This window comes from Coprococcus sp. AF102-57 (assembly GCF_027686195.1).
GTDB lineage: Bacteria > Bacillota > Clostridia > Lachnospirales > Lachnospiraceae > Allocoprococcus > Allocoprococcus comes.
The window spans coordinates 1-20,894 of the sequence record NZ_JAQCSY010000030.1 but is presented as its reverse complement, the minus strand read 5'-3'; the positions used below and the strand labels follow the sequence as shown (position 1 = coordinate 20,894).

General features: G+C 43.7%; 19 protein-coding genes and 1 tRNA gene. 11 read left to right on the top strand and 9 right to left on the bottom strand.

Features of this window, described 5'->3' with window-relative positions:
• Positions 1-183: 183 nt before the first annotated feature.
• The 7 genes from mnmG to rpmH form a co-directional block, all read right to left on the bottom strand.
• Positions 184-2,076, bottom strand: a complete 1,893-nt coding sequence (mnmG, locus tag PGZ10_RS14990; RefSeq protein WP_117824055.1) for a tRNA uridine-5-carboxymethylaminomethyl(34) synthesis enzyme MnmG — start codon at positions 2,074-2,076, stop codon at positions 184-186.
• The gene (mnmE, locus tag PGZ10_RS14985) at positions 2,042-3,421 is read right to left on the bottom strand and encodes a tRNA uridine-5-carboxymethylaminomethyl(34) synthesis GTPase MnmE (RefSeq protein WP_270541730.1); all 1,380 of its coding nucleotides are present in this window, start codon (positions 3,419-3,421) and stop codon (positions 2,042-2,044) included. Before mnmE ends, mnmG begins: the two co-directional genes overlap by 35 nt.
• A gap of 327 nt (positions 3,422-3,748) precedes the next feature.
• On the bottom strand, positions 3,749-4,648 hold the full coding sequence (gene jag / locus PGZ10_RS14980) for an RNA-binding cell elongation regulator Jag/EloR (RefSeq protein ID WP_117559191.1): 900 nt from the start codon (positions 4,646-4,648) through the stop codon (positions 3,749-3,751).
• Positions 4,649-4,661: 13 nt separating this feature from the next.
• Positions 4,662-5,933: a YidC/Oxa1 family membrane protein insertase gene (locus PGZ10_RS14975; RefSeq protein WP_117559189.1), complete on the bottom strand. Its 1,272-nt coding sequence runs from the start codon at positions 5,931-5,933 to the stop codon at positions 4,662-4,664.
• A gap of 54 nt (positions 5,934-5,987) precedes the next feature.
• A complete protein-coding gene (gene yidD, locus PGZ10_RS14970) occupies positions 5,988-6,200 on the bottom strand; it encodes a membrane protein insertion efficiency factor YidD (RefSeq protein WP_008371384.1) in 213 nt (70 codons plus the stop codon).
• Positions 6,201-6,250: 50 nt separating this feature from the next.
• A complete protein-coding gene (rnpA, locus tag PGZ10_RS14965; protein ID WP_008371385.1) occupies positions 6,251-6,595 on the bottom strand; it encodes a ribonuclease P protein component in 345 nt (114 codons plus the stop codon).
• Positions 6,596-6,653: 58 nt separating this feature from the next.
• Positions 6,654-6,788 (bottom strand): 50S ribosomal protein L34, encoded by a 135-nt coding sequence (rpmH, locus tag PGZ10_RS14960; RefSeq protein ID WP_022220244.1) that lies wholly within the window; start codon positions 6,786-6,788, stop codon positions 6,654-6,656.
• Between the two features lie 239 nt (positions 6,789-7,027).
• On the opposite strand from rpmH, the gene dnaA reads away from it, so the two are divergent.
• The 6 genes from dnaA (at position 7,028) to gyrA (ending at position 15,522) form a co-directional block, all read left to right on the top strand.
• Positions 7,028-8,428, top strand: coding sequence for a chromosomal replication initiator protein DnaA (gene dnaA / locus PGZ10_RS14955; protein WP_173826453.1), 1,401 nt, complete (start codon positions 7,028-7,030; stop codon positions 8,426-8,428).
• Between the two features lie 182 nt (positions 8,429-8,610).
• Positions 8,611-9,720, top strand: coding sequence for a DNA polymerase III subunit beta (gene dnaN / locus PGZ10_RS14950; RefSeq protein WP_270541729.1), 1,110 nt, complete (start codon positions 8,611-8,613; stop codon positions 9,718-9,720).
• Between the two features lie 22 nt (positions 9,721-9,742).
• On the top strand, positions 9,743-9,952 hold the full coding sequence (locus tag PGZ10_RS14945; protein WP_022220243.1) for an RNA-binding S4 domain-containing protein: 210 nt from the start codon (positions 9,743-9,745) through the stop codon (positions 9,950-9,952).
• 12 nt (positions 9,953-9,964) lie between these two features.
• The gene (gene recF, locus PGZ10_RS14940) at positions 9,965-11,050 is read left to right on the top strand and encodes a DNA replication/repair protein RecF (protein WP_008371390.1); all 1,086 of its coding nucleotides are present in this window, start codon (positions 9,965-9,967) and stop codon (positions 11,048-11,050) included.
• A 10-nt stretch (positions 11,051-11,060) separates the two neighbouring features.
• Positions 11,061-12,977, top strand: coding sequence for a DNA topoisomerase (ATP-hydrolyzing) subunit B (gyrB, locus tag PGZ10_RS14935; RefSeq protein WP_022220242.1), 1,917 nt, complete (start codon positions 11,061-11,063; stop codon positions 12,975-12,977).
• A 10-nt stretch (positions 12,978-12,987) separates the two neighbouring features.
• Positions 12,988-15,522, top strand: coding sequence for a DNA gyrase subunit A (gene gyrA, locus PGZ10_RS14930; protein WP_270541728.1), 2,535 nt, complete (start codon positions 12,988-12,990; stop codon positions 15,520-15,522).
• A gap of 272 nt (positions 15,523-15,794) precedes the next feature.
• Here gyrA and PGZ10_RS14925 read toward each other — a convergent pair whose 3' ends face one another.
• A complete protein-coding gene (locus PGZ10_RS14925; RefSeq protein ID WP_117559179.1) occupies positions 15,795-16,352 on the bottom strand; it encodes a biotin transporter BioY in 558 nt (185 codons plus the stop codon).
• Positions 16,353-16,501: 149 nt separating this feature from the next.
• A complete protein-coding gene (gene bioB, locus PGZ10_RS14920) occupies positions 16,502-17,473 on the bottom strand; it encodes a biotin synthase BioB (protein WP_173826452.1) in 972 nt (323 codons plus the stop codon).
• 194 nt (positions 17,474-17,667) lie between these two features.
• On the opposite strand from bioB, the gene PGZ10_RS14915 reads away from it, so the two are divergent.
• The 5 genes from PGZ10_RS14915 to PGZ10_RS14895 all read left to right on the top strand — a co-directional run bounded on the left by PGZ10_RS14915 (position 17,668) and on the right by PGZ10_RS14895 (position 20,746).
• Entirely contained in the window at positions 17,668-18,510 is an 843-nt protein-coding gene (locus PGZ10_RS14915) for a fumarate hydratase (RefSeq protein WP_117824060.1), read from the top strand.
• 132 nt (positions 18,511-18,642) lie between these two features.
• Positions 18,643-19,083, top strand: a complete 441-nt coding sequence (locus PGZ10_RS14910; RefSeq protein WP_022220240.1) for a C-GCAxxG-C-C family (seleno)protein — start codon at positions 18,643-18,645, stop codon at positions 19,081-19,083.
• 65 nt (positions 19,084-19,148) lie between these two features.
• Positions 19,149-19,700, top strand: a complete 552-nt coding sequence (locus PGZ10_RS14905) for a Fe-S-containing hydro-lyase (protein WP_117559175.1) — start codon at positions 19,149-19,151, stop codon at positions 19,698-19,700.
• Between the two features lie 12 nt (positions 19,701-19,712).
• Complete coding sequence (locus PGZ10_RS14900; RefSeq protein WP_270541737.1) at positions 19,713-20,435, top strand: lysophospholipid acyltransferase family protein; 723 nt, start codon at positions 19,713-19,715, stop codon at positions 20,433-20,435.
• A gap of 223 nt (positions 20,436-20,658) precedes the next feature.
• Positions 20,659-20,746 (top strand) — tRNA-Ser (locus tag PGZ10_RS14895).
• Positions 20,747-20,894 lie beyond the last annotated feature (148 nt).

Below are 20,894 nucleotides of genomic sequence, written 5' to 3'. Positions count from 1 at the left end.
GAAAAACATACTTTTTGCCCTATAAAGTACACGATAAAACCATTTCTTTGAAAATAGATGTGTACTTTTTGGGTGATGCCCTCAAAAGTACACATCTATATAAAGGGAAAAACAGAAACCAGAAATAATGGATTCTGTAATATCCCAAAAAAGATCAAAATACAGGTCTGGTTATCTGGTGGTCTAATGTCCTAGATATACCAGTAATACAGAAATATCGGCAGGTGAGACACCGGAAATACGGGATGCCTGACCGATGGAAAGCGGTCGGAACTGCTTTAATTTCTGCACAGCTTCGATTCGCAGGCTCGGAACAGCATCGTAATCGATATCTGCCGGTATTTTCCTGGTTTCAAGCTTTTTAAACTGTTCTACCTGTTTTAACTGGCGCTTGATATAGCCTTCATATTTGATGTTGATATCAATTTGTTCCACAATCTCTCGGCTGAAGCGTTCTGTTCGCATATGGTCGATAGGTTCGAGAAGCTCATAATTGAGCTCAGGACGCTTAATAAGCTCAGCAAGTGTAGATCCTGAAGTAAGAGGCGTACTGCCGCAATTTGTGAGAAAATCCGTGATTTCCTGGGAAGTTCCAACGTTGGTATGCTCGAGCCTGTGGATCTCCTTGCGGATGATTTCTTCTTTGTCTAACAACATCTGGTATCTCTCGTCTGAAATAAGCCCTATTTTGTGCCCTATTTCGGTTAGTCTCTGATCGGCGTTGTCCTGGCGCAGGAGTAACCGGTATTCGGCACGTGAAGTCATCATACGATATGGTTCGTGGCTTTCTTTTGTAACCAGATCATCGATCAGAACACCGATATAAGCCTGGGAACGGTCTAAAATTAACTGTTCTCTTCCAAGAACCTCCAGTGCGGCATTGATTCCGGCAATAAGTCCCTGAGCGGCTGCTTCTTCATATCCCGAACTTCCGTTGAACTGACCACCGCTGAACAAACCATGAATAGATTTGAACTCAAGTGTCGGATGAAGCTGTCTTGCATCGATACAGTCATATTCGATTGCGTAAGCATTTTTAACTATTTTTGCGTGTTCAAGACCAGGCACACTTCTGTACATTTTATATTGAACATCCTCTGGAAGTGAACTTGACATTCCGCCGATGTACATTTCATTGGTTTCCAGACCTTCTGGTTCAATGAACACCTGATGCCGTTCTTTATCGGCAAATTTTACAATCTTGTCCTCGATAGACGGACAATAACGTGGTCCGGTGCCTTCGATCATACCGGAATAAAGTGGGGAACGATCCAGGTTTTTACGGATGATCTCATGGGTTGTAGGATTGGTATAGGTAAGCCAGCAGGAAGCCTGCTCAATCTGCACATCTTCTGGATCCGTTGTGAACGAAAAAGGTACGACCCTCTCGTCGCCGAATTGCTCTTCCATTTTGCTGAAATCAATGCTGCGCTTGTCGATACGTGCCGGTGTACCGGTTTTGAAGCGGTACATCTTAATACCAAGCTCCTTCAGACAGTCGGTCAGATAATTTGCTGCCTGCAGCCCGTTTGGACCGGTATGCGTGCTGACATCACCGTAAATGCATCTTGCCTTTAGGTAGGTTCCGGTACACAGTACAACGGCCTTGCAGCGGTATATAGCACCAGAATAGGTCTGAACGCCCGTTACAGAACCATCTTCCACAAGGATATTGACGACTTCACCTTGCCGGATCTCCAGGTTCTCCTGGTTTTCCAGCGTCTGTCGCATGGTATTGCTGTATTTGTTCTTATCTGCCTGGGCGCGCAGGGAATGAACGGCAGGCCCTTTAGATTTATTCAGCATCTTTGACTGAATAAATGTCTTGTCGATGTTCTTTCCCATTTCACCGCCGAGCGCATCCAGCTCACGTACCAGGTGTCCCTTTGAGGTACCGCCGATATTCGGGTTGCATGGCATCATGGCGATACTTTCTACACTTACGGTGAAAACAATCGTTTTCAGACCGAGTCTTGCGCAGGCAAGGGCAGCTTCGCAGCCGGCATGTCCCGCACCAACTACAACGATGTCGTATGCGTCTTTATTTTCCCATACAGAATTTGCTGAATATTTCATTTACTAAATCTTCTCCTATCGTCTCTCCGGTAATGCTTCCCAGAGATTCATATGCATCCATTAAGTCAATTGTGAAAAAGTCTTCCGGCATCTGGTTTTCAATGCTCTCTTCTACCTTTTTTAGGCTGGAAAGTGCATCGGCAAGAGCTGTTTTGTGTCGGATATTGGTGATATAAACCTCATCGTTAAATGAGATATCACCGTGATAAAACATCTCTTTTAAAGTAGATTCCAGTTCATGGATCCCGGTCTCCTCTTTTGCGGAAATATCGATCATTGGCTTAGTTATCAACGTTTCTAATGCCTTTTTATCAACAACTGTGGATAAGTCACTCTTATTCAGTAGTATCACAGCTTTCTTATCCCGGATCATCTCGATGATCTCGTGATCATTTTCATCAAGAGGTCTGGATGCATCGACCACATAGATGATCAGATCGGCTTTTTCTGCATTTTCTTTTGCTTTATCCACACCGATCTTCTCTACGATATCAGAGGTATCGCGGATTCCGGCGGTATCCATGATGTTTAAAGAAACGCCCTGAAGCTGGATATTTTCCTCCAGAACATCTCTTGTGGTTCCGGCAATCTCGGTTACGATTGCCTTTTCTTCGCCTACCAGAACGTTCATCAGAGAGGATTTCCCGGCGTTCGGTTTCCCGACGATAACCGTCTTGATGCCTTCTTTGATGATACGTCCGTCATCGGCAGTATCCAGAAGACACTGGATTTTCTGCTGCAGATCCTTTACGATGCCCAGGAGACTGTCACCATATCCGTCTACGCTGATATGCTCTGGATCATCCAGTGCACTTTCGATAAAAGCGGTATGGTAAAGGATTACTTCACGGATTTCTTTAATCTTATTGTGGACAGAGCCTTTCAACTGGTTTACCGAGCTTTGTAGTGCATAGTCATTCTTGGAGCTGATGATATCGATCACGGCTTCGGCCTGTGACAGATCCATTCGGCCGTTCAGAAAAGCCCTTTTGGAAAATTCACCCGGTTCAGCAGGTCTTGCACCGTATTTGATCACGGTTTCAAGTATCTTTCTTGTGACAAATACACCGCCGTGACAGTCGATTTCCACAGTATCTTCACCGGTGTAGCTGTGCGGCCCACGCATTAAAAGAACCAGCACTTCATCAATCGTCTGCTCTCCGTCCATGATATAGCCATAGTGAATGGTATGACTTTTTTGTTCGGACAGAAGCTTCGGTCTTTTGCCTTTGTAAATTTTGTCAATAATAGAAAACGCATCTTCTCCGCTGAGACGCACGATTCCGATTCCGGAATTAGTCATTGCTGTGGAGATTGCTGCGATTGTGTCTGTTTTAAATCCCATTTTATTGCTTCCTTCTATACTTTTGTAATAAATGCGATGTTATCATTTTACCCCGAAAGCTGTCAAAATGGAAGTGCCTATTGTGAAGAGTAGAAAAAAACCGCGTTACTGTTCACAGTACCTGTGACCAGCAACGCATCTCGTCATTTTAAATCGCCTTTGGCGATGGGCGAGATGCCATTTAAGATAAAACGTACATCCTCCGTGCCAATCAGCGTAGTGATTGACACGGGAGTGAACAGTAAAAAAACCGCAGCCATTAAATGACTGCGGTTTACTGTGAACGATTCAGTTATAACGGTGTATGCAACCAATTTGCGTTACTGTTTAACGGCGGTTCGGTGTTACAACAACACGTCTGTATGGTTCTTCACCCTCGCTATGAGTAGAAACTCTGTCATCAGCCTGCAGAGCGGAATGGATGATTCTTCTTTCATAAGGATTCATCGGCTCCAGTGAGATCGGCTTTCTGCTTCGTTTTACTTTGTAAGCGATATTCTTTGCGAGATTTTCAAGAGTCTGTTTTCTTCTCTTGCGGTAGTCTTCTGTGTCAAGTTTGACACGTACATAACCATCCTGTGACTTGTTGGCTACACGGTTGGTGAGGTACTGGAGAGAATCCAATGTCTGTCCACGCTTACCGATCAGGATACCCATGTTGTCACCGCTCATCTCAATTGCAAGAGCACCTTCTTCATCAATGGAGGATACGATAGTTACTTCGCCCATTCCCATTGCCTGAAGAACTTCCTGTAAGAATTTCTCACAGATCTTCTGTGTCGCTTCTGTTACAACGGCTACATGAAGTTCTTTCTTTTCTTCATAAACCGGAGCTGCTGCTGTTACGGCAGAGACTGTTTCTGTTTTGTTTTCTTTTACAAATTCTTTCTTAGGCTCCTTTTTGAAGTCCTTTTTCGAATCTTTTTTGTATTCTTTGTGCTCTTTACGTTCTTTGTGTCCAACGAATTCCTTGCGGTCTTTTCGGAAATCCTTCTTGAATTCTTTTTTGATCTCTTCCGGTTTGATTTCTTCGGCTTTGATTTCTTCTGTTACAGTTTTTTTGATACGGGCACGGATAACTGCCTGACGGCTTCCGATTCCGAGGAAGCCTGCACTTCCTTTTTCAATCACGTCATATTCCATCTGATCACTTGCTACGCCGAGCTGGATAGAAGCTTCTGTGATGGCATCGTCTAAAGTTTTTGCTGATACTGTAATCTCATTCATTTGACTTGTCCCCCTATTTCTGGCCTTCGTTAAAGCGCTTTACAAGGTTTGCTTTGTCTGCAAGACTTCCTGCCTTTGCATTTTCATTTTTCTTCTTGGCTTCTTCAAGCTTTTCTTCAAGTTCTTTTGTCTGAGCAGCTGTTCTTACCGGCTCATGAATGTTTTTCACGTTCTTATGAGCCATTTTGTTTACATTGCTTGCATCCACTTCGTTTTTGTTCTTGCGTTTTTTAGCAGCATTTTCCATATTCTCTTTGATCAGTTCATCCATCGGAATCTTATTCAGATGTTTGTTGATAAAGAACTGCTGTACCATACGGACAACGGCACTTGCAACCCAGTAGATTCCAAGACCTGTAGGTAATGTGAAACACATAAATACAGATACAAGAGGAAGGGTAACGTTCATTGTCTTCATGGTTGAAGCCATCTGGTCAGCCTGCGGATTGTTCGTAACTGCAGTTGTCTGCTGAGAAAGCTTCACGCTCAGGTACTGGGAAAGTCCTGAAAGGACAGGAATTAGCACTGCCATGATCACAATTCCCCATGCGCCGGCTTTTACACCGTTGCTAATGAGGTTCATAGGAGTTTCCGCAATGTTAAGTCCAAGGAAGTTATTCATGGACTTTAATGTATCGACGGTGCTGTCGATCGTAGGCTGCAGATCCGGAAGCTTCTTGCCGAGAGTTTCCCAGGTTGAAGTCTGGAATTTGTACAGTACGTCGATCAGTACGTTTTTATCAGAGTAATCATATTTGGAGGCGGACATAAGGATCGGTTTTGCTTCGCCGATCTTTTCCATGACCTTCTGCCATCCATCCTGTGCCATGATAGAGGTAAGAAGCGGTGTGTATACCGCTTTAACCTGCCCAACATAAGCAGGGATGTTGCGGATTACATAGTACATTGCCCAGAGAATTGGGAACTGGATAAACATACTTAAGCATCCGCCGGTCGGTGATACTCCGTATTTTTCATAAACCAATTGTGTTTCTTCCTGCATCTTCTGCATGGAAGCCTGATCATTTTTTCCTTTGTACTTCTGCTGAACCTTCTGGAGCTCAGGGTTCATTGCAGCGGACATCTTGGAAAATTTCTGTTGCTTGATGGTGAGCGGCATCAGTAAAGTGTAGATGACAATTGTCAAAAGAATAATACATACACCCAGGTTGTGAATGCCGATTAAATCCATTACCCGGTAAATACCATCCATGATCTTACCGAGCAGCCAGGCAGCCTGTCCGATGATCGGTGTGCTGACCTGTGTCATTAAAATTCCTGTCATAACCTTTCCTCCATAAACATTTCCGTCCCGGTGTTTGGACGGCTCATAGGTTAGTTAAGGCACCGGATCATATCCACCTTTGGCGAATGGATTGCATCTGAGGATTCTCCATACGGTCAGAAGGCCTCCTTTAAACGCACCGTATTTTTCAATGGCCTCCAAAGCATATTCTGAGCAGGTTGGAATGTAAATACAGTGGGTATATACCTTCATAGGTGATAAATATTTTCTGTAAAAACGAATCAAATATAATAATATCTTTTTCATAATTTCAGTGCCTCGTAGTGTATATCCGTCTTCTCGATATACTGAACTGGCTAATTGCAGTCCGAATAAATGTGATGAAGTTTGCCCAGATGGATGAGAGCGCTTTCAATCTCATGGTATGACCGGTCTTTGGCGGTCGTCCTTGCGATGATCACGATATCATATCCACATTGGAACTGTTCTTCGTGTAACCTGTAACTCTCACGGATCAGCCTTGTTAAATGATGTCTTATGATGCTGTTCCCAACTTTTTTGCTGACGGAAATTCCGACGCGGTTGCGTCCGAGATCATTCGCCAGGAGATACATTACAAGGTACTTGTTGCCATAAGGTTTTCCCTTTCTGTATACAGACTGGAAATCCCTGTTTTTCTTCAATGATTCGGAAAATTTCATACTTTATTCTCCCGATTTACATAAATTTGCATAGAAGAAAAGGCCACATATATGTGACCTATGCTGATAATACTTTTCTTCCTTTTGCTCTTCTTGCTGCAAGAACTTTTCTTCCACCTGCTGTGGCCATTCTTGCTCTGAATCCATGAACTTTCGCTCTGGAACGTTTCTTTGGCTGGAATGTCATCTTCATTGATATCCACCTCCTATCGATTCCTTCTTATATGAATAGAAGCTTATTTACGTTTTTAAGACATCGTACTTCATTATAATCAAAAAAGCTGTCTCCGTCAAGCAGTTTTAATAAAGTTTCGACCCTTATTTTAAGGAAATTATGAATAAGTTTATGGTTTTTGATTGATTCTGAAATCGTTTTAAGGTAGAATATAAGAGTATGATTATGCTTATTTTGAAGATGAATGGGGCAGGAATATGGACGTCATAAAAGAAAAATGGGAAGAGATCATTCAAAAGCTAAAAGTAGAATATTTTCTATCGAACATTTCTTTTGAAACGTGGATACGCCCGCTGGAGGTATATGAGATTAGAGGCAACACTCTGTATCTTACCGTTAATTTTAAGGCGAGCATCGAACACATTCAGAATAAATATCTTCTTCCGCTTAAAGTATGCATCGCGGAAGTTACCGGGACAGAGTATCAGATTAAGTTTATTCCCAGAGATCTGCCGCGCGAGCAGCAGCGCAGATATCTGGAGAAGACTGCGCCCGTAAAAGAGAAGACACATAAGCATAAAGAGGTAAGCCCGATAGCTGAAAAAGCGAATCTGAATCCGAAGTATACGTTTGATACCTTTGTGGTAGGAGGGAATAATAATTTTGCACATGCCGCATCACTGGCAGTTGCCGAATCTCCCGGTGAGGTTTACAATCCTCTGTTTTTATATGGTGGGGTAGGACTTGGCAAGACCCATCTGATGCATTCGATCGCACACTACATACTGGACCGGGAACCATCGAAGAAAGTCCTGTATGTGACAAGTGAGACATTTACCAATGACCTGATCACGGCGATCCGCAACGGAAAGACCGGCAACGATCTGGCGATGAATGCATTCCGCGATAAGTACCGCAATAATGACGTACTTCTGATCGATGACGTACAGTTCATTATCGGCAAAGAAAGTACACAGGAAGAATTTTTCCATACGTTCAATCATCTGCACAATGCCGGAAAGCAGATCGTCATTTCCAGCGACAAACCGCCAAAGGATATGACGACACTGGAGGCGCGTCTGCGGACAAGATTTGAATGGGGACTGATCGCAGATATTTCGGTGCCGGATTACGAGACACGTATGGCGATTCTTTATAAGAAAATAGAACTGGACCAACTGGAAAGATATCAGATTCCAGATGAGGTGATCCAGTATATTGCGATGAACATCAAGACCAATATCCGGGAACTGGAAGGCTCACTTAACAAGCTGATCGCATTATACCGGATCGGTGGAAGAAAGAATTTTGATGTTTCTCTGGCGGCAGAGGCACTGAAGGATATGATCGCACCGGACGATAGCCACAAGGTGACGCCGGAGCTGGTTCTGGATGTTGTCTCCGATCATTTTAATGTTCCCGTCTCTGAACTTAAGGGAAGTCGGAGAAATGCAAGAACGGCCGGAGCCAGACAGATCGTGATGTACCTGTGCAGGCAGATGACGGATGCGTCTCTTCAAAGTATCGGTGATCTGCTCGGAGGGCGTGACCATTCCACTGTGAACCACGGTGTGGACAAGATTGCCCGGGATGTGGAAAAAGATGAGACTTTGAGAAATACGATCGAGATCATTCAGAAGAAAATCAGCCCGCTGTAGAAAAGTTTTCCATGATCTTCCAGGGAAGAAAAAGAACTGTCCACGGACTTGTCAAAGCCTTAAATCCTTTTGGATCAAGGCCTTAAAGTACTTGTCCACAATTCAACAGACACTACTAAGATAACTACGGATTTGTTTTATATAAATATATATTTTGCGCGTCGAAAGGAGTTTTACACATTATGAAAATCAGATGTCTTAAATCAGATCTTGTGAAAGGGGTCAGCATTGTATCAAAGGCTGTTCCGACAAAGACAACCATGCCGATCCTGGAATGCATTCTGATAGATGCAACTACAGATATTATCAAACTTACAGCGAACGATATGGAGCTTGGGATCGAGACTGTGATCAGAGGGCAGATCGATGAGAAGGGAATGATCGCACTGGATGCGAGGATTTTCTCAGATATCGTAAGAAAGCTTCCTGATAATGAAATCGTGATTGAAAGTGGAGTGAACCTTCAGACGCTCATTACCTGTGAAAAAGCAAAATTCAATATTTCCGGTAAATCCGGTGAAGATTTTTCTTATCTGCCGTATATTGAGAGAGAAAATCCGGTTTCCATTTCCCAGTTCACACTGAAAGAAGTGATCCGCCAGACCATTTTCTCAATTGCAGACAACGACAGCAACAAACTGATGACAGGAGAACTCTTCGATATGAACGGGGATATTCTGAAAGTGGTATCCCTTGACGGACACCGTATTTCCATCCGCAAGATCGAGCTGAAGGAATCTTATGAACCGAAGAAGATCGTGGTTCCGGGAAAGACCCTGATCGAAGTCAGCAAGATCCTTTCAGGTGAAGTAGACAGCGAAGTGAGACTGTATTTCACAGCCAACCACATTGTATTTGAATTTGATGATACCGTTGTGGTGTCTAGACTGATTGAAGGAGAATATTTCCGTATCGAGCAGATGCTGTCCAATGATTATGAGACAAAGGTAAGAATCAATAAAAGAGAACTCCTGAACTGTATTGACCGTGCAACTCTTCTTGTAAAAGAAGGTGATAAGAAGCCGATCATCATCAACATTCAGGATGAAATGATGGAACTTAAGATCAAGTCAGAGAAGGGTACGATGGATGAAGAGATTATGATCACTAAAGAGGGAAAAGACCTCTTGATCGGCTTCAATCCGAAGTTCCTCATTGACGCACTTCGTGTCATTGATGACGAAGAAGCAGATCTTTACTTTATGAATGCAAAGGCTCCTTGCTTTATCAAGGATGAAGGAGAAAGCTATGTATACCTGATTCTTCCGGTGAACTTCAGTGGAGCAGTATAGGAATTTAGAGAGGACAAAAATTATGGAGACAATCAAACTCAGAGATGAATTTATCAAGCTTGGTCAGGCACTGAAAGCAGCAGGTCTTGTAGGATCCGGTGTGGAAGCCAAGGAAGTCATTACAGAAGGTCTGGTAAAGGTTAATGGAGAAGTAGATACCAGACGTGGTAAAAAATTATATGACGGCGACGTTGTTACATTTAACGGAGAAGAGATCAAGATTGAAAAATAGGCTGGCACAGGTATGATTATCAAATCATTAAAATTAAAAGATTACAGAAATTATGAAATATTGAATATTGAATTTGATCATGCCACGAATATTTTTTACGGTGATAATGCGCAGGGCAAGACGAATATCCTGGAAGGGGTGTATTTGTCGGGAACCACGAAGTCTCATAGGGGGACGAAGGACCGGGATCTGATCCGATTCGGGCAGGATGAGGCTCATATTGAGACTGTCATTGAGAAAAATGGCGTTCCATGGCAGATCGATATGCACCTGAAGAAGAACAGTCCGAAAGGGATTGCGATTAACAAGGTCCCGATCCGGAGGGCGAGTGAGCTTTTCGGTCTGACGAATTTTGTGTTTTTCTCGCCGGAGGATCTGAACATTATTAAAAATGGTCCGGCGGAGAGGAGAAGGTTCATGGACCTGGAGCTTTCACAGCTTGATAAGGTGTATCTTAGTGACCTGGCAAATTATAACCGCACACTCAATCAGCGGAACCGTCTGCTGAAGGATGCCTATTACAGAGATGATATACTGGACACACTGGATGTATGGGATATGCAGCTGGTTCAGTATGGAGAAAAGATTATTCAGAGAAGGCTCCGGTTTATCGAGGAGGTTAATGCGATAATCGGAGACATTCACCATAAACTGACGGGAGGCAGAGAAAGGATCGGCCTTTCGTATGAACCTGGATGCGGAGCGCTTTCACTTGAGGCGGCGCTTGAGAAGAACAGGGAGCGCGATATCAGGATGAAGAGTACCTCGGTGGGACCTCACCGGGATGATATCTGTTTTATGGCAGGTGGGATCGACATCCGCAGATTCGGATCGCAGGGGCAGCAGAGGACAGCGGCACTTTCGCTGAAACTGTCTGAGATCGAGCTGGTACGGCAGATCATAAAGGATACGCCGGTGCTGCTGCTTGACGATGTATTGTCTGAACTTGACAAACACAGGCAAAACTATTTACTGGACAGTATTCATGATATACAGACTCTGATCACCTGTACGGGACTTGACGAGTTTGTCAATCATCGATTTTCAATAAATAAAGTATTCCATGTTCAGAACGGACATGTATCAAAAGAGAATTAGGAGGATCAATATGAGTGCAGAATATGGAGCAGACCAAATCCAGATACTGGAGGGGCTGGAAGCAGTAAGAAAGAGACCTGGTATGTATATTGGCAGTACATCTTCAAGAGGACTTCACCATCTTGTCTATGAGATCGTTGACAACTCGGTGGATGAAGCGCTTGCAGGATACTGTGATCATATCCAGGTGTTCATCAATCCGGATAATTCAATTACGGTTATAGATAACGGACGTGGTATTCCGGTGGGGATCAACCACAAAGCGGGACTCCCTGCGGTAGAGGTTGTATTCACCGTGCTTCATGCCGGCGGTAAATTCGGCGGTGGAGGATACAAGGTATCCGGTGGACTTCACGGTGTAGGAGCTTCCGTTGTAAATGCGCTTTCTGACTGGCTTGAGGTTGAGATCTGCCACGAAGGGAAGGTGTACAGACAGAGATATGAAAAAGGACATGTTGTTTACAAGCTGAAGGTTGTAGACGAATGTGATCCGGAGAAGACAGGAACAAAGGTAACCTTCCTTCCGGATGAAACTATTTTCGAAGATACAGTATTTGATTATGATACGTTAAAACAGAGATTCCGTGAGATGGCGTTCCTTACCAAGGGACTTCGCATCAGCCTGACTGATCTCCGGGATGAAGAACCGAAGGAAAGAGTGTTCCACTATGAAGGCGGTATCAAGGAGTTCGTTCAGTACTTAAATCGCAGTAAGACTCCGCTTTACGAGCAGATCATCTACTGTGAAGGAACAAAAGATAATGTAGAAGTTGAAGTTGCAATGCAGCACAATGATTCTTATACAGATAACACCTATGGTTTTGTAAATAATATCACAACACCGGAAGGTGGGACCCATGTGGTCGGATTCAGAAATGCGATCACAAAGACCTTTAACGACTATGCGAGAAAGAACAAATTATTAAAAGACAGTGAACCGAATCTTTCCGGTGAGGATATTAGGGAAGGTCTTACAGCAATCATCAGTGTTAAGATCGAGGATCCTCAGTTTGAAGGACAGACCAAGCAGAAGCTCGGTAACAGTGAAGCGAGAGGTGCGGTTGACAGTATCGTCAGCAGCCAGCTTCAGATCTTCCTTGAACAGAATCCTGCTATTGGAAAATCAATTGTTGAGAAGTCGGTTATGGCGCAGAGAGCAAGAGAGGCGGCCAGAAAGGCGAGAGATCTTACCAGAAGAAAATCCGCACTGGAAGGCATGTCACTGCCTGGAAAGCTTGCAGACTGTTCAGACAAAGATCCATCCAAGTGTGAGATCTACATCGTAGAGGGAGACTCTGCGGGAGGTTCTGCAAAGACAGCCCGCGACAGAGCAACCCAGGCGATCCTGCCACTTCGTGGAAAGATCCTGAATGTAGAGAAGGCAAGACTGGATAAGATCTACGGTAATGCCGAGATCAAGGCAATGATCACTGCATTCGGTACAGGAATCCATGATGATTTCGATATTTCCAAACTGAGATATCACAAGATCATTATCATGACCGATGCCGACGTTGATGGAGCACATATCAGTACACTGCTTCTGACATTCCTCTATCGTTTTATGCCGGAGCTGATCAAACAGGGCTACGTATATCTGGCTCAGCCGCCGCTTTACAAGCTGGAGAAGAACAAGAAAGTCTGGTATGCATACAGCGATGAAGAACTGGCGAAGATCATCAGCGAAGTCGGACGTGATCAGAACAATAAGATTCAGCGATACAAAGGTCTGGGTGAGATGGACGCAGAGCAGTTATGGGATACCACAATGGATCCGCAGCATCGAATCTTAAGAAGAGTGACAATGGACGATGAGACATCTTCCGAACTGGATCTTACCTTTACAACCCTGATGGGAGATAAAGTAGAACCAAGACGAGAATTTATCGAAGAGAATGCAAAATTTGTTAAGAACTTAGATATATAGGAGAATACCAATGGAAGATAATATTTTTGATAAAGTTCATGAAGTGGATATGAAAAAAACCATGGAAGAGTTCTATATCGATTATGCCATGAGTGTTATTGCTTCTCGTGCGCTTCCGGATGTAAGAGACGGTCTGAAACCTGTTCAGAGACGTATTCTTTATTCGATGATCGAGCTGAACAACGGTCCTGACAAGCCGCATCGTAAATGCGCGCGTATCGTCGGTGATACCATGGGTAAATATCACCCACATGGTGACAGCTCTATTTACGGAGCTCTCGTTAATATGGCACAGGACTGGTCTACCCGTTACATTCTTGTAGACGGTCACGGTAACTTCGGTTCTGTGGATGGTGACGGTGCTGCCGCAATGCGATATACCGAGGCAAGACTTAGTAAGATTTCGATGGAAATGACAGCGGATATCAACAAAGATACCGTTGATTTTGCACCGAACTTTGACGAGACAGAAAAAGAACCGACCGTACTTCCGTCAAGATTCCCGAACCTTCTGGTGAACGGAACCTCCGGTATCGCGGTAGGTATGGCAACCAATATTCCACCGCACAACTTAAGAGAAGTCATCGGTGCGGTTGTGAAAATTATTGATGACCAGATTGAAGATAAAGATGAGACTACGATCGAAGAGATCATGGAGATCATCAAAGGACCTGATTTCCCGACGGGAGCAACAATCCTGGGAACAAGAGGAATCGAAGAGGCTTACCGTACAGGACGTGGAAAGATCCGTGTGCGTGCGGTATCCAATATCGAGCCAATGCAGAACGGAAAGCACAGAATTGTAGTAACCGAGCTTCCGTATATGGTCAACAAAGCCCGCCTGATCGAGAAGATTGCGGAGCTTGTAAGAGATAAGAAGATCGATGGAATCACAGACCTGAGCGACCAGTCAAGTCGTGAAGGTATGCGTGTCTGCATCGAACTGAGAAGAGATGTGAACCCGAATGTTGTTCTGAACCAGCTTTACAAGCATACACAGCTTCAGGATACGTTTGGTGTGATCATGCTTGCATTGGTCAATAATGAGCCGAAGGTTATGAGCATTCTGGAAATCCTGAACCATTATCTGAAACATCAGGAAGACGTTGTGACCAGACGTACCAAATACGAGCTGAATAAAGCAGAAGAACGTGCACACATCTTGGAAGGTCTGCTGATCGCCCTGGATAACATTGATGAAGTCATTAAGATCATCCGTGGATCCAAGACCGTACAGATTGCGAAAGCAGAGTTGATGAGCCGCTTTAACTTAAGTGATGCACAGTCCCAGGCTATCGTGGATATGCGTCTGAGAGCTCTGACCGGTCTGGAAAGAGAGAAGCTGGAAACAGAGTATGCAGAGCTTGAGAAGAAGATCGCAGAGTACAAGGCGATCCTTGCAGACAGAAAGCTCCTGCTTGGCGTAATTAAGAAAGAAATCCTTGTGATCTCTGAAAAATACGGAGATGACAGAAGAACAGCCATCGGATTTGATGAATACGATATTTCCACAGAGGATCTGATCCCGAGAGAAGATGTGGTGATCACCATGACTAAGATGGGCTATATCAAGAGAATGAGCAATGATACCTTCAAGAGCCAGAACCGTGGCGGAAAGGGTATCAAGGGTATGCAGACTCTGGATGAAGACTATGTAGAAGAGCTGTTCATGACCAATACTCACCAGTATATTATGTTCTTTACCAATACCGGACGCTGCTATCGCCTGAAGGGATATGAGATTCCGGAAGCAGGAAGAACATCCCGTGGTACAGCAATTATCAACATCCTTCAGCTTCAGCCGGATGAGAAGATCACAGCAATGATTCCGATCAAGGAATTCAAGGAAGGCGACTATCTGTTCATGGCAACCAAGAAAGGTCTTGTTAAGAAGACTCCGATCCTGGATTACGCAAATGTAAGAAAGACTGGACTTGCTGCGATCACACTCCGCGAGGATGATGAACTGATCGAAGTTAAGATTACGGATGACGAAAGAGATGTTATTCTCGTTACGCAGTATGGACAATGCATTCGTTTCCATGAATCTGATGTGCGTTCAACCGGAAGAACATCTATGGGCGTTCGTGGTATGAATTTAAGCGACCGTGATGAAGTTGTTGCAATGCAGCTTGATGTGCAGGGTGAAGAGCTTCTGATCGTATCTGAAAAGGGTATGGGCAAGAGAACCCGCATGGAAGAATTCACAGCCCAGAACCGTGGTGGAAAAGGCGTGAAGTGTTATAAGATCACAGAGAAGACCGGAAATGTAGTCGGTGCGAAGGCAGTAGGTCCGGATGATGAGATTATGATCATCAACACAGATGGTATCGTGATCCGTATGGAATGTGCGGGGATTTCCGTACTCGGAAGAATCACATCCGGTGTTAAACTGATCAATCTGAAGGAACACGAAGAAGTTGCAAGTATCGCAAAGGTACGCAGGGCTTCAGGTGAACTGGAGGAGAACGCAGAAGAGACTGCAGAAGAAGCAAATACAGAAGCAACTGCTGAGACGGTTGTAGAAGAGCAGACAGAAGAATAAAGATCTGAGCGAAAGTAGAAATACAGAAGCAGGATAAATCATAAAGAGACTGGACAGGGAATATGCAAATGCCTTGTCTGGTCTCTTGCTTTGTTTTGTGAGGCTGCATGGAAAGAAATGTTATGGCATGGCTTGCGTTTGCTCTGGTAAAAGCCGGATTAAAAAACAAAGAAGCCCGGAAACGCTGCAGCAAACAGGCTTTCCGGACTTTGTAGAGGGGGCTGAATTATTATTTTGCCAGACTTCAAATATTCTGGCAGACGCCGTGCATCTTACTGTGCAACAGCTCCGAGTCTTTTGCGGATTTCAGGTCCGATGATCATGGCGATCACCATCTTGATCAGGTCCGCCGGGATAAATGGAATGACACATACTGCAAGGGCAGCAGATACAGTGTAACCTGCCTGAATGCAGAACCATGCAGTTCCGAATGCATAGCAGATTGCAGTTCCAACGATCATTCCAAGAATCTGGATCCATCTCTGACTGAATTTGTCAATTACAATACCGGCAATGATTGCCATTGGGATGAAACCAATGATATATCCGCCAGTTGGTCCGGCAAGCTTTCCGATTCCTCCGGTGAATCCGGAAAATACAGGAAGTCCTACAAGTCCGAGAAGAAGATAAAGGATATAGCTGACGGTTCCCTTCTTCCAATCCAGAAGATAGAGAGAAAGATAAATTGCAAAGTTGGTAAGTGAAATCGGCACCGGTCCGATCGGGATGGAAAGCGGTGCAAGAATGCAGGTGACAGCGGTCATAAGAGCGGTGACAGCCATTGCGTAAGTATTGGTAGTTCTAAGTGTCTGAGCGTTTCCCTGAGTCATGTTAAGTATTCTCCTTTTAGAATGTTAATAATGTAATTGGATTGTTCCATTGCTATGTAATTCCGACAATCCTTGAACACCTCGAACGTCCATAAAATATAGTATTCACACTATTTTAGTTCATCCTCGGTGTTCAGCGTGTCAATAAATTAAGCAGATTCGATCTCGTATGTAAAACCGGCATCCGTAATCGTCTGGATCGTATCTTTGATTCCCTGGCCATCTGCGGTCAGATAACCGGAAGCGAAGATGGAATCTACAACGCTGAGAAGCTTCTTTTCTTCACCTTTAAAATAAACCTCACGTCCGGCAGCACAACGGATATCTGACTGCGGAACCAGAAGTCTTGCAAGGCAGAGAACTTTCATGCAATACTCAGTTGTGAGTTCGGAAATATCGGCATCACCGAGCGGAGTTCCCGGAATTGGCAACAGGAAGTTGATCGGCAGAGCTTCCGGCTGGATCTCACGAAGCTCCAGAAGCATATCAACAACATCCTCTTTGCTTTCGCCCATTCCAATGATTCCGCCACTGCAGATTTCAAATCCAAGTCCCTGAAGCATTTTGATATTCTGAACGCGCTGCTCAAAAGTATGGGTAGAACAGATGTGACTGTAGTAAGCCCGGCTGCTGTTCAGGTTGTGGTTGATCCGGTCGAGTCCGGCTTCTTTTAACATTAGAGCCTGTTTTTCAGTAAGAAATCCGATGGAACAGCAAAGGTGGGTTCCGTCTTCCTTCATCTTGCGGATCTTAGAAGCCAGTTCTTCGATCTCTTCGTCGGTGAATTTCATACCGCTGAGTCCGATGCAGTGTCTGGAAAGATGATGTTCATTTACAAAATCATTATCTTTATATAACTTCTCATCAGCTACCCACTTATATTTGTCGATATCGGCTTTTGAACGACAGGATTGTGCACAGTAAGCGCAGTCCTGTGAGCAGTTACCGCTGCGGGCATTGGTAAGAATATGAATACTTACATGATTGCCCTTATATTTTCTGCGCAGTTTTTCAGCTTGTGCAATGAGCTGATCGAGTTCTTCGTCCGGTGTATTCAGGATTGCAATCGCATCTTCTCGTGAAAGCACCGGATCTGTAGTTGTTTCAATTTCAGAAATCATAAGTAAACCTTCCTTGGTAAAAAATATCAAATACATTCCACACTTTACCATGCAAAAGAAAGAATGTCAACTTAAAATTTTATAAGGTTAACAATTGGAGGTAATACAGGTTTATTTGAAGATGATTACATTGCAGATGAAAAAAAACCATAGTATAATAAAAATCAGATTATGAAATGCAGGAGGAAAAACCAATGCGTACATTGAACGTGGAAGAGATTTCAAAGAATATCAAAGAAATGTGCATTGAAGCGAACCATTTTCTTTCAAAAGATATGGACATTGCGATGAAAAATGCAGTTTCAACAGAGAAGTCACCACTGGGGAAAAAGATATTAAGTCAGCTTCAGGATAATCTGAAGATCGCCGGAAAAGATATGATCCCAATCTGCCAGGATACTGGAATGGCAGTCGTATTTCTTGAGATCGGACAGGATGTACATTTCGAAGGCGGCAACCTGGAAGATGCGGTAAATGAAGGGATCCGTCGGGGGTATGTTGACGGATATCTGAGAAAATCCGTCGTGAAAGATCCGATTCTCAGAGAGAATACAAAAGATAATACACCGGGAATCATTCATTATAAAATTGTTCCGGGCGATCAGGTGAAGATCAAGGTCGCACCAAAAGGCTTTGGAAGCGAAAATATGAGCCGTGTATTTATGCTGAAACCGGCAGACGGAATCGAAGGAGTAAAGGAAGCAGTTCTTACGGCAGTAAAAGATGCCGGCCCGAATGCCTGTCCTCCGATGGTTGTCGGCGTGGGAATCGGCGGCACATTTGAAAAATGCGCACTGATGGCAAAAGAAGCACTTACAAGAGAAGTCGGAAGCCATTCAGACATTCCATATGTAAAAGAACTGGAAGAAGAATTACTGAAGCGGATCAACAAGATTGGAATCGGACCGGGCGGACTTGGGGGAAGTACAACCGCGCTGGCTGTCAATGTCAACACTTATCCGACTCATATTGCCGGACTTCCGGTAGCTGTAAATATTTGCTGTCATGTTAACCGCCATGTGATCCGCACTATTTAATTTACAGGGGGATCCTGAAAAGACTTTCCGTGCCGAAGATATGTACTCGTGCGAAGATGAAGCATGTTACAAATGGTTTCTGCCCGGTGAGAGGATGTGTAATATTTAAAGGAAAATGAAAAGAGGATAATTATGAATACAAATGTAGACGTAGATGCAATGCGAAAAGATGCGGTTGAGATTTTTCAGAAAGGGTTTGCCTGTTCAGAGTCGGTGATCTATGCGATCAAAAAGGGCTTTGATCTTGATCTGTCAGATGATGCGATCGCTATGTCATCCGGATTCCCGTGGGGGCTCGGAGATGGTGGCTGTATTTGTGGTGCGCTTGCAGGAGCAACCATGTGCATCGGCTATTTTTTCGGAAGAAGAACACCTGGAGATGAAGCCTTTTTGAAATGCCAGCGGCTGACGAAAGAGTTTCACGACGCATTTAAAGAACATTGCGGAGCAACCTGTTGTCGTGTGCTGACAAGAGGAAAAGAAAAAAATTCTCCGGAGAGAAAAGCGCAGTGCATTAGTTTTGTAGACTTTACAGTTGAGAAACTGGCTGAAATTATTTTAAGAGAATTATAAGACTCCTGTTAGCAGTTAAAAACGTCGCAGCAGAATACAGAAAAAGAATCAGGAAGGAAAAGGATATGGAAAGACATATTACAGTTCCAGTAGCAAAGGAAGAAATACAGGATTTAAGAGCAGGAGATTATGTATATCTTACGGGAGTTATTTATACCGCCCGTGATGCTGCTCATAAAAGAATGGATGAAGCACTTTCAGAAAGAAAGGAGCTTCCACTTGATATTAAGAATCAGATGATTTATTATATGGGACCATCTCCGGCGAGAGAAGGAAGACCGATCGGCTCAGCAGGACCGACAACAGCAAGCAGAATGGACAAATATGCACCACGCCTTCTGGATCTGGGACTTGGCGGAATGATAGGAAAAGGGAAAAGAAGTCAGGCTGTCCAGGATGCAATCGTGAGAAATAAAGCAGTTTATTTTGCAGCAGTCGGAGGAGCAGGCGCGCTTCTTTCAAAATGTATCAAAAGAGCAGATGTGATCGCATATGATGATCTTGGCACAGAAGCGATCCGCCGCCTGGAGATCGAAGATCTTCCGGCAATTGTTGTGATCGACTCCGAGGGCAATAATTTATACGAGACAGCCGTCAAAGAGTATGCGGAGGAATAGGGAATGAATTGTGTGAAAAGAATTGCACTTATGGTAATTCGGAATATTCTGCTTGTTCCGTTTATGTGGTGCAAGCTGTGTTACTATGCCGCGCACGTAGACAAGTATCCGGAGATCACCCGATATAAGCTTCTGAAATATATTGTCAAAAGAGCCAATAAAGGCGGAAATGTAACAATCGAGGCATATGGAAAAGAAAATATTCCCAAAGAGGGAGGGTTTATGTTTTTTCCGAATCATCAAGGGCTTTATGACGTACTCGCAATTGTTGATGTCTGCCCGCGTCCATTTTCTGTGGTGGCAAAAAAAGAAGTGGCAAATGTTCCACTTCTCAAGCAGACATTTAAATGTATGAAGGCCTACATGATCGACCGCGAAGATATCCGTCAGTCTATGCAAGTGATCATGGATGTTACAGAGGAAGTAAAGAAAGGAAGAAACTATCTGATCTTTGCAGAAGGAACCCGCTCGAAGATGGGGAACAAGCTTCTTGAGTTTAAAGGTGGAAGCTTCAAGGCGGCAACAAAAGCGAAATGCCCGATCATACCGATTGCGTTGATCGATTCTTTTAAACCGTTTGATACAAATAGTATCGCACCGGTAACGGTACAGGTACATTTCCTGGAACCGATTTATTATGAAGAATATCAAAATATGAAGACGACAGAGATCGCAAAAGAAGTAAAAAGAAGAATAGAAGAAACCATATCTGAATATGAACCAAAGGAAGCATAAAATAAAGATAAGGTAAAAAGGACAGACTCTTTGCTAGATATAGTGAAAAAGAGTCTGTTTCTTCTATATATAGATAATTAGAAAACAAACTTAAAAAAAGAAAAAAATAATCGAAAAAACCGTTGACAGAAAAAGGGTTCTTAGGTATAATTATCAATGCGCTGTGGAATTACATTAAAAGTATGTAAACACACAGTTAAATACAGACCTTGGATCGGGCTGAGGAGAAATACTCAAGAGGCCGAAGAGGCGCCCCTGCTAAGGGTGTAGGTCGGGCAACCGGCGCGAGGGTTCGAATCCCTCTTTCTCCGTTTTGTTTGAAAATAACTTTTGAAAAAAACTTCAAAAAAGTTATTGACAAGCAAGAAGATATATGATAATATATCAGAGTTGCTGTTTGAGAGATTCAAAAAAGCAACAAAAAATAATTTAAAAAAGTTGTTGACAAACATGAAACAC

Bases quoted from the DNA above. Each gene is read 5' to 3' on its own strand.
- rpmH (WP_022220244.1), bottom strand. From the start codon at position 6,788: ATGAAGATGACATTCCAGCCAAAGAAACGTTCCAGAGCGAAAGTTCAT.
- recF (WP_008371390.1), top strand. From the start codon at position 9,965: ATGATTATCAAATCATTAAAATTAAAAGATTACAGAAATTATGAAATA.
- PGZ10_RS14915 (WP_117824060.1), top strand. From the start codon at position 17,668: ATGCGTACATTGAACGTGGAAGAGATTTCAAAGAATATCAAAGAAATG.
- yidD (WP_008371384.1), bottom strand. From the start codon at position 6,200: ATGAAAAAGATATTATTATATTTGATTCGTTTTTACAGAAAATATTTA.
- jag (WP_117559191.1), bottom strand. From the start codon at position 4,648: ATGAATGAGATTACAGTATCAGCAAAAACTTTAGACGATGCCATCACA.
- rnpA (WP_008371385.1), bottom strand. From the start codon at position 6,595: ATGAAATTTTCCGAATCATTGAAGAAAAACAGGGATTTCCAGTCTGTA.
- PGZ10_RS14945 (WP_022220243.1), top strand. From the start codon at position 9,743: ATGGAGACAATCAAACTCAGAGATGAATTTATCAAGCTTGGTCAGGCA.
- PGZ10_RS14910 (WP_022220240.1), top strand. From the start codon at position 18,643: ATGAATACAAATGTAGACGTAGATGCAATGCGAAAAGATGCGGTTGAG.
- PGZ10_RS14975 (WP_117559189.1), bottom strand. From the start codon at position 5,933: ATGACAGGAATTTTAATGACACAGGTCAGCACACCGATCATCGGACAG.
- dnaA (WP_173826453.1), top strand. From the start codon at position 7,028: ATGGACGTCATAAAAGAAAAATGGGAAGAGATCATTCAAAAGCTAAAA.
- gyrA (WP_270541728.1), top strand. From the start codon at position 12,988: ATGGAAGATAATATTTTTGATAAAGTTCATGAAGTGGATATGAAAAAA.
- gyrB (WP_022220242.1), top strand. From the start codon at position 11,061: ATGAGTGCAGAATATGGAGCAGACCAAATCCAGATACTGGAGGGGCTG.
- PGZ10_RS14925 (WP_117559179.1), bottom strand. From the start codon at position 16,352: ATGACTCAGGGAAACGCTCAGACACTTAGAACTACCAATACTTACGCA.
- mnmG (WP_117824055.1), bottom strand. From the start codon at position 2,076: ATGAAATATTCAGCAAATTCTGTATGGGAAAATAAAGACGCATACGAC.
- PGZ10_RS14905 (WP_117559175.1), top strand. From the start codon at position 19,149: ATGGAAAGACATATTACAGTTCCAGTAGCAAAGGAAGAAATACAGGAT.
- dnaN (WP_270541729.1), top strand. From the start codon at position 8,611: ATGAAAATCAGATGTCTTAAATCAGATCTTGTGAAAGGGGTCAGCATT.
- bioB (WP_173826452.1), bottom strand. From the start codon at position 17,473: ATGATTTCTGAAATTGAAACAACTACAGATCCGGTGCTTTCACGAGAA.
- mnmE (WP_270541730.1), bottom strand. From the start codon at position 3,421: ATGGGATTTAAAACAGACACAATCGCAGCAATCTCCACAGCAATGACT.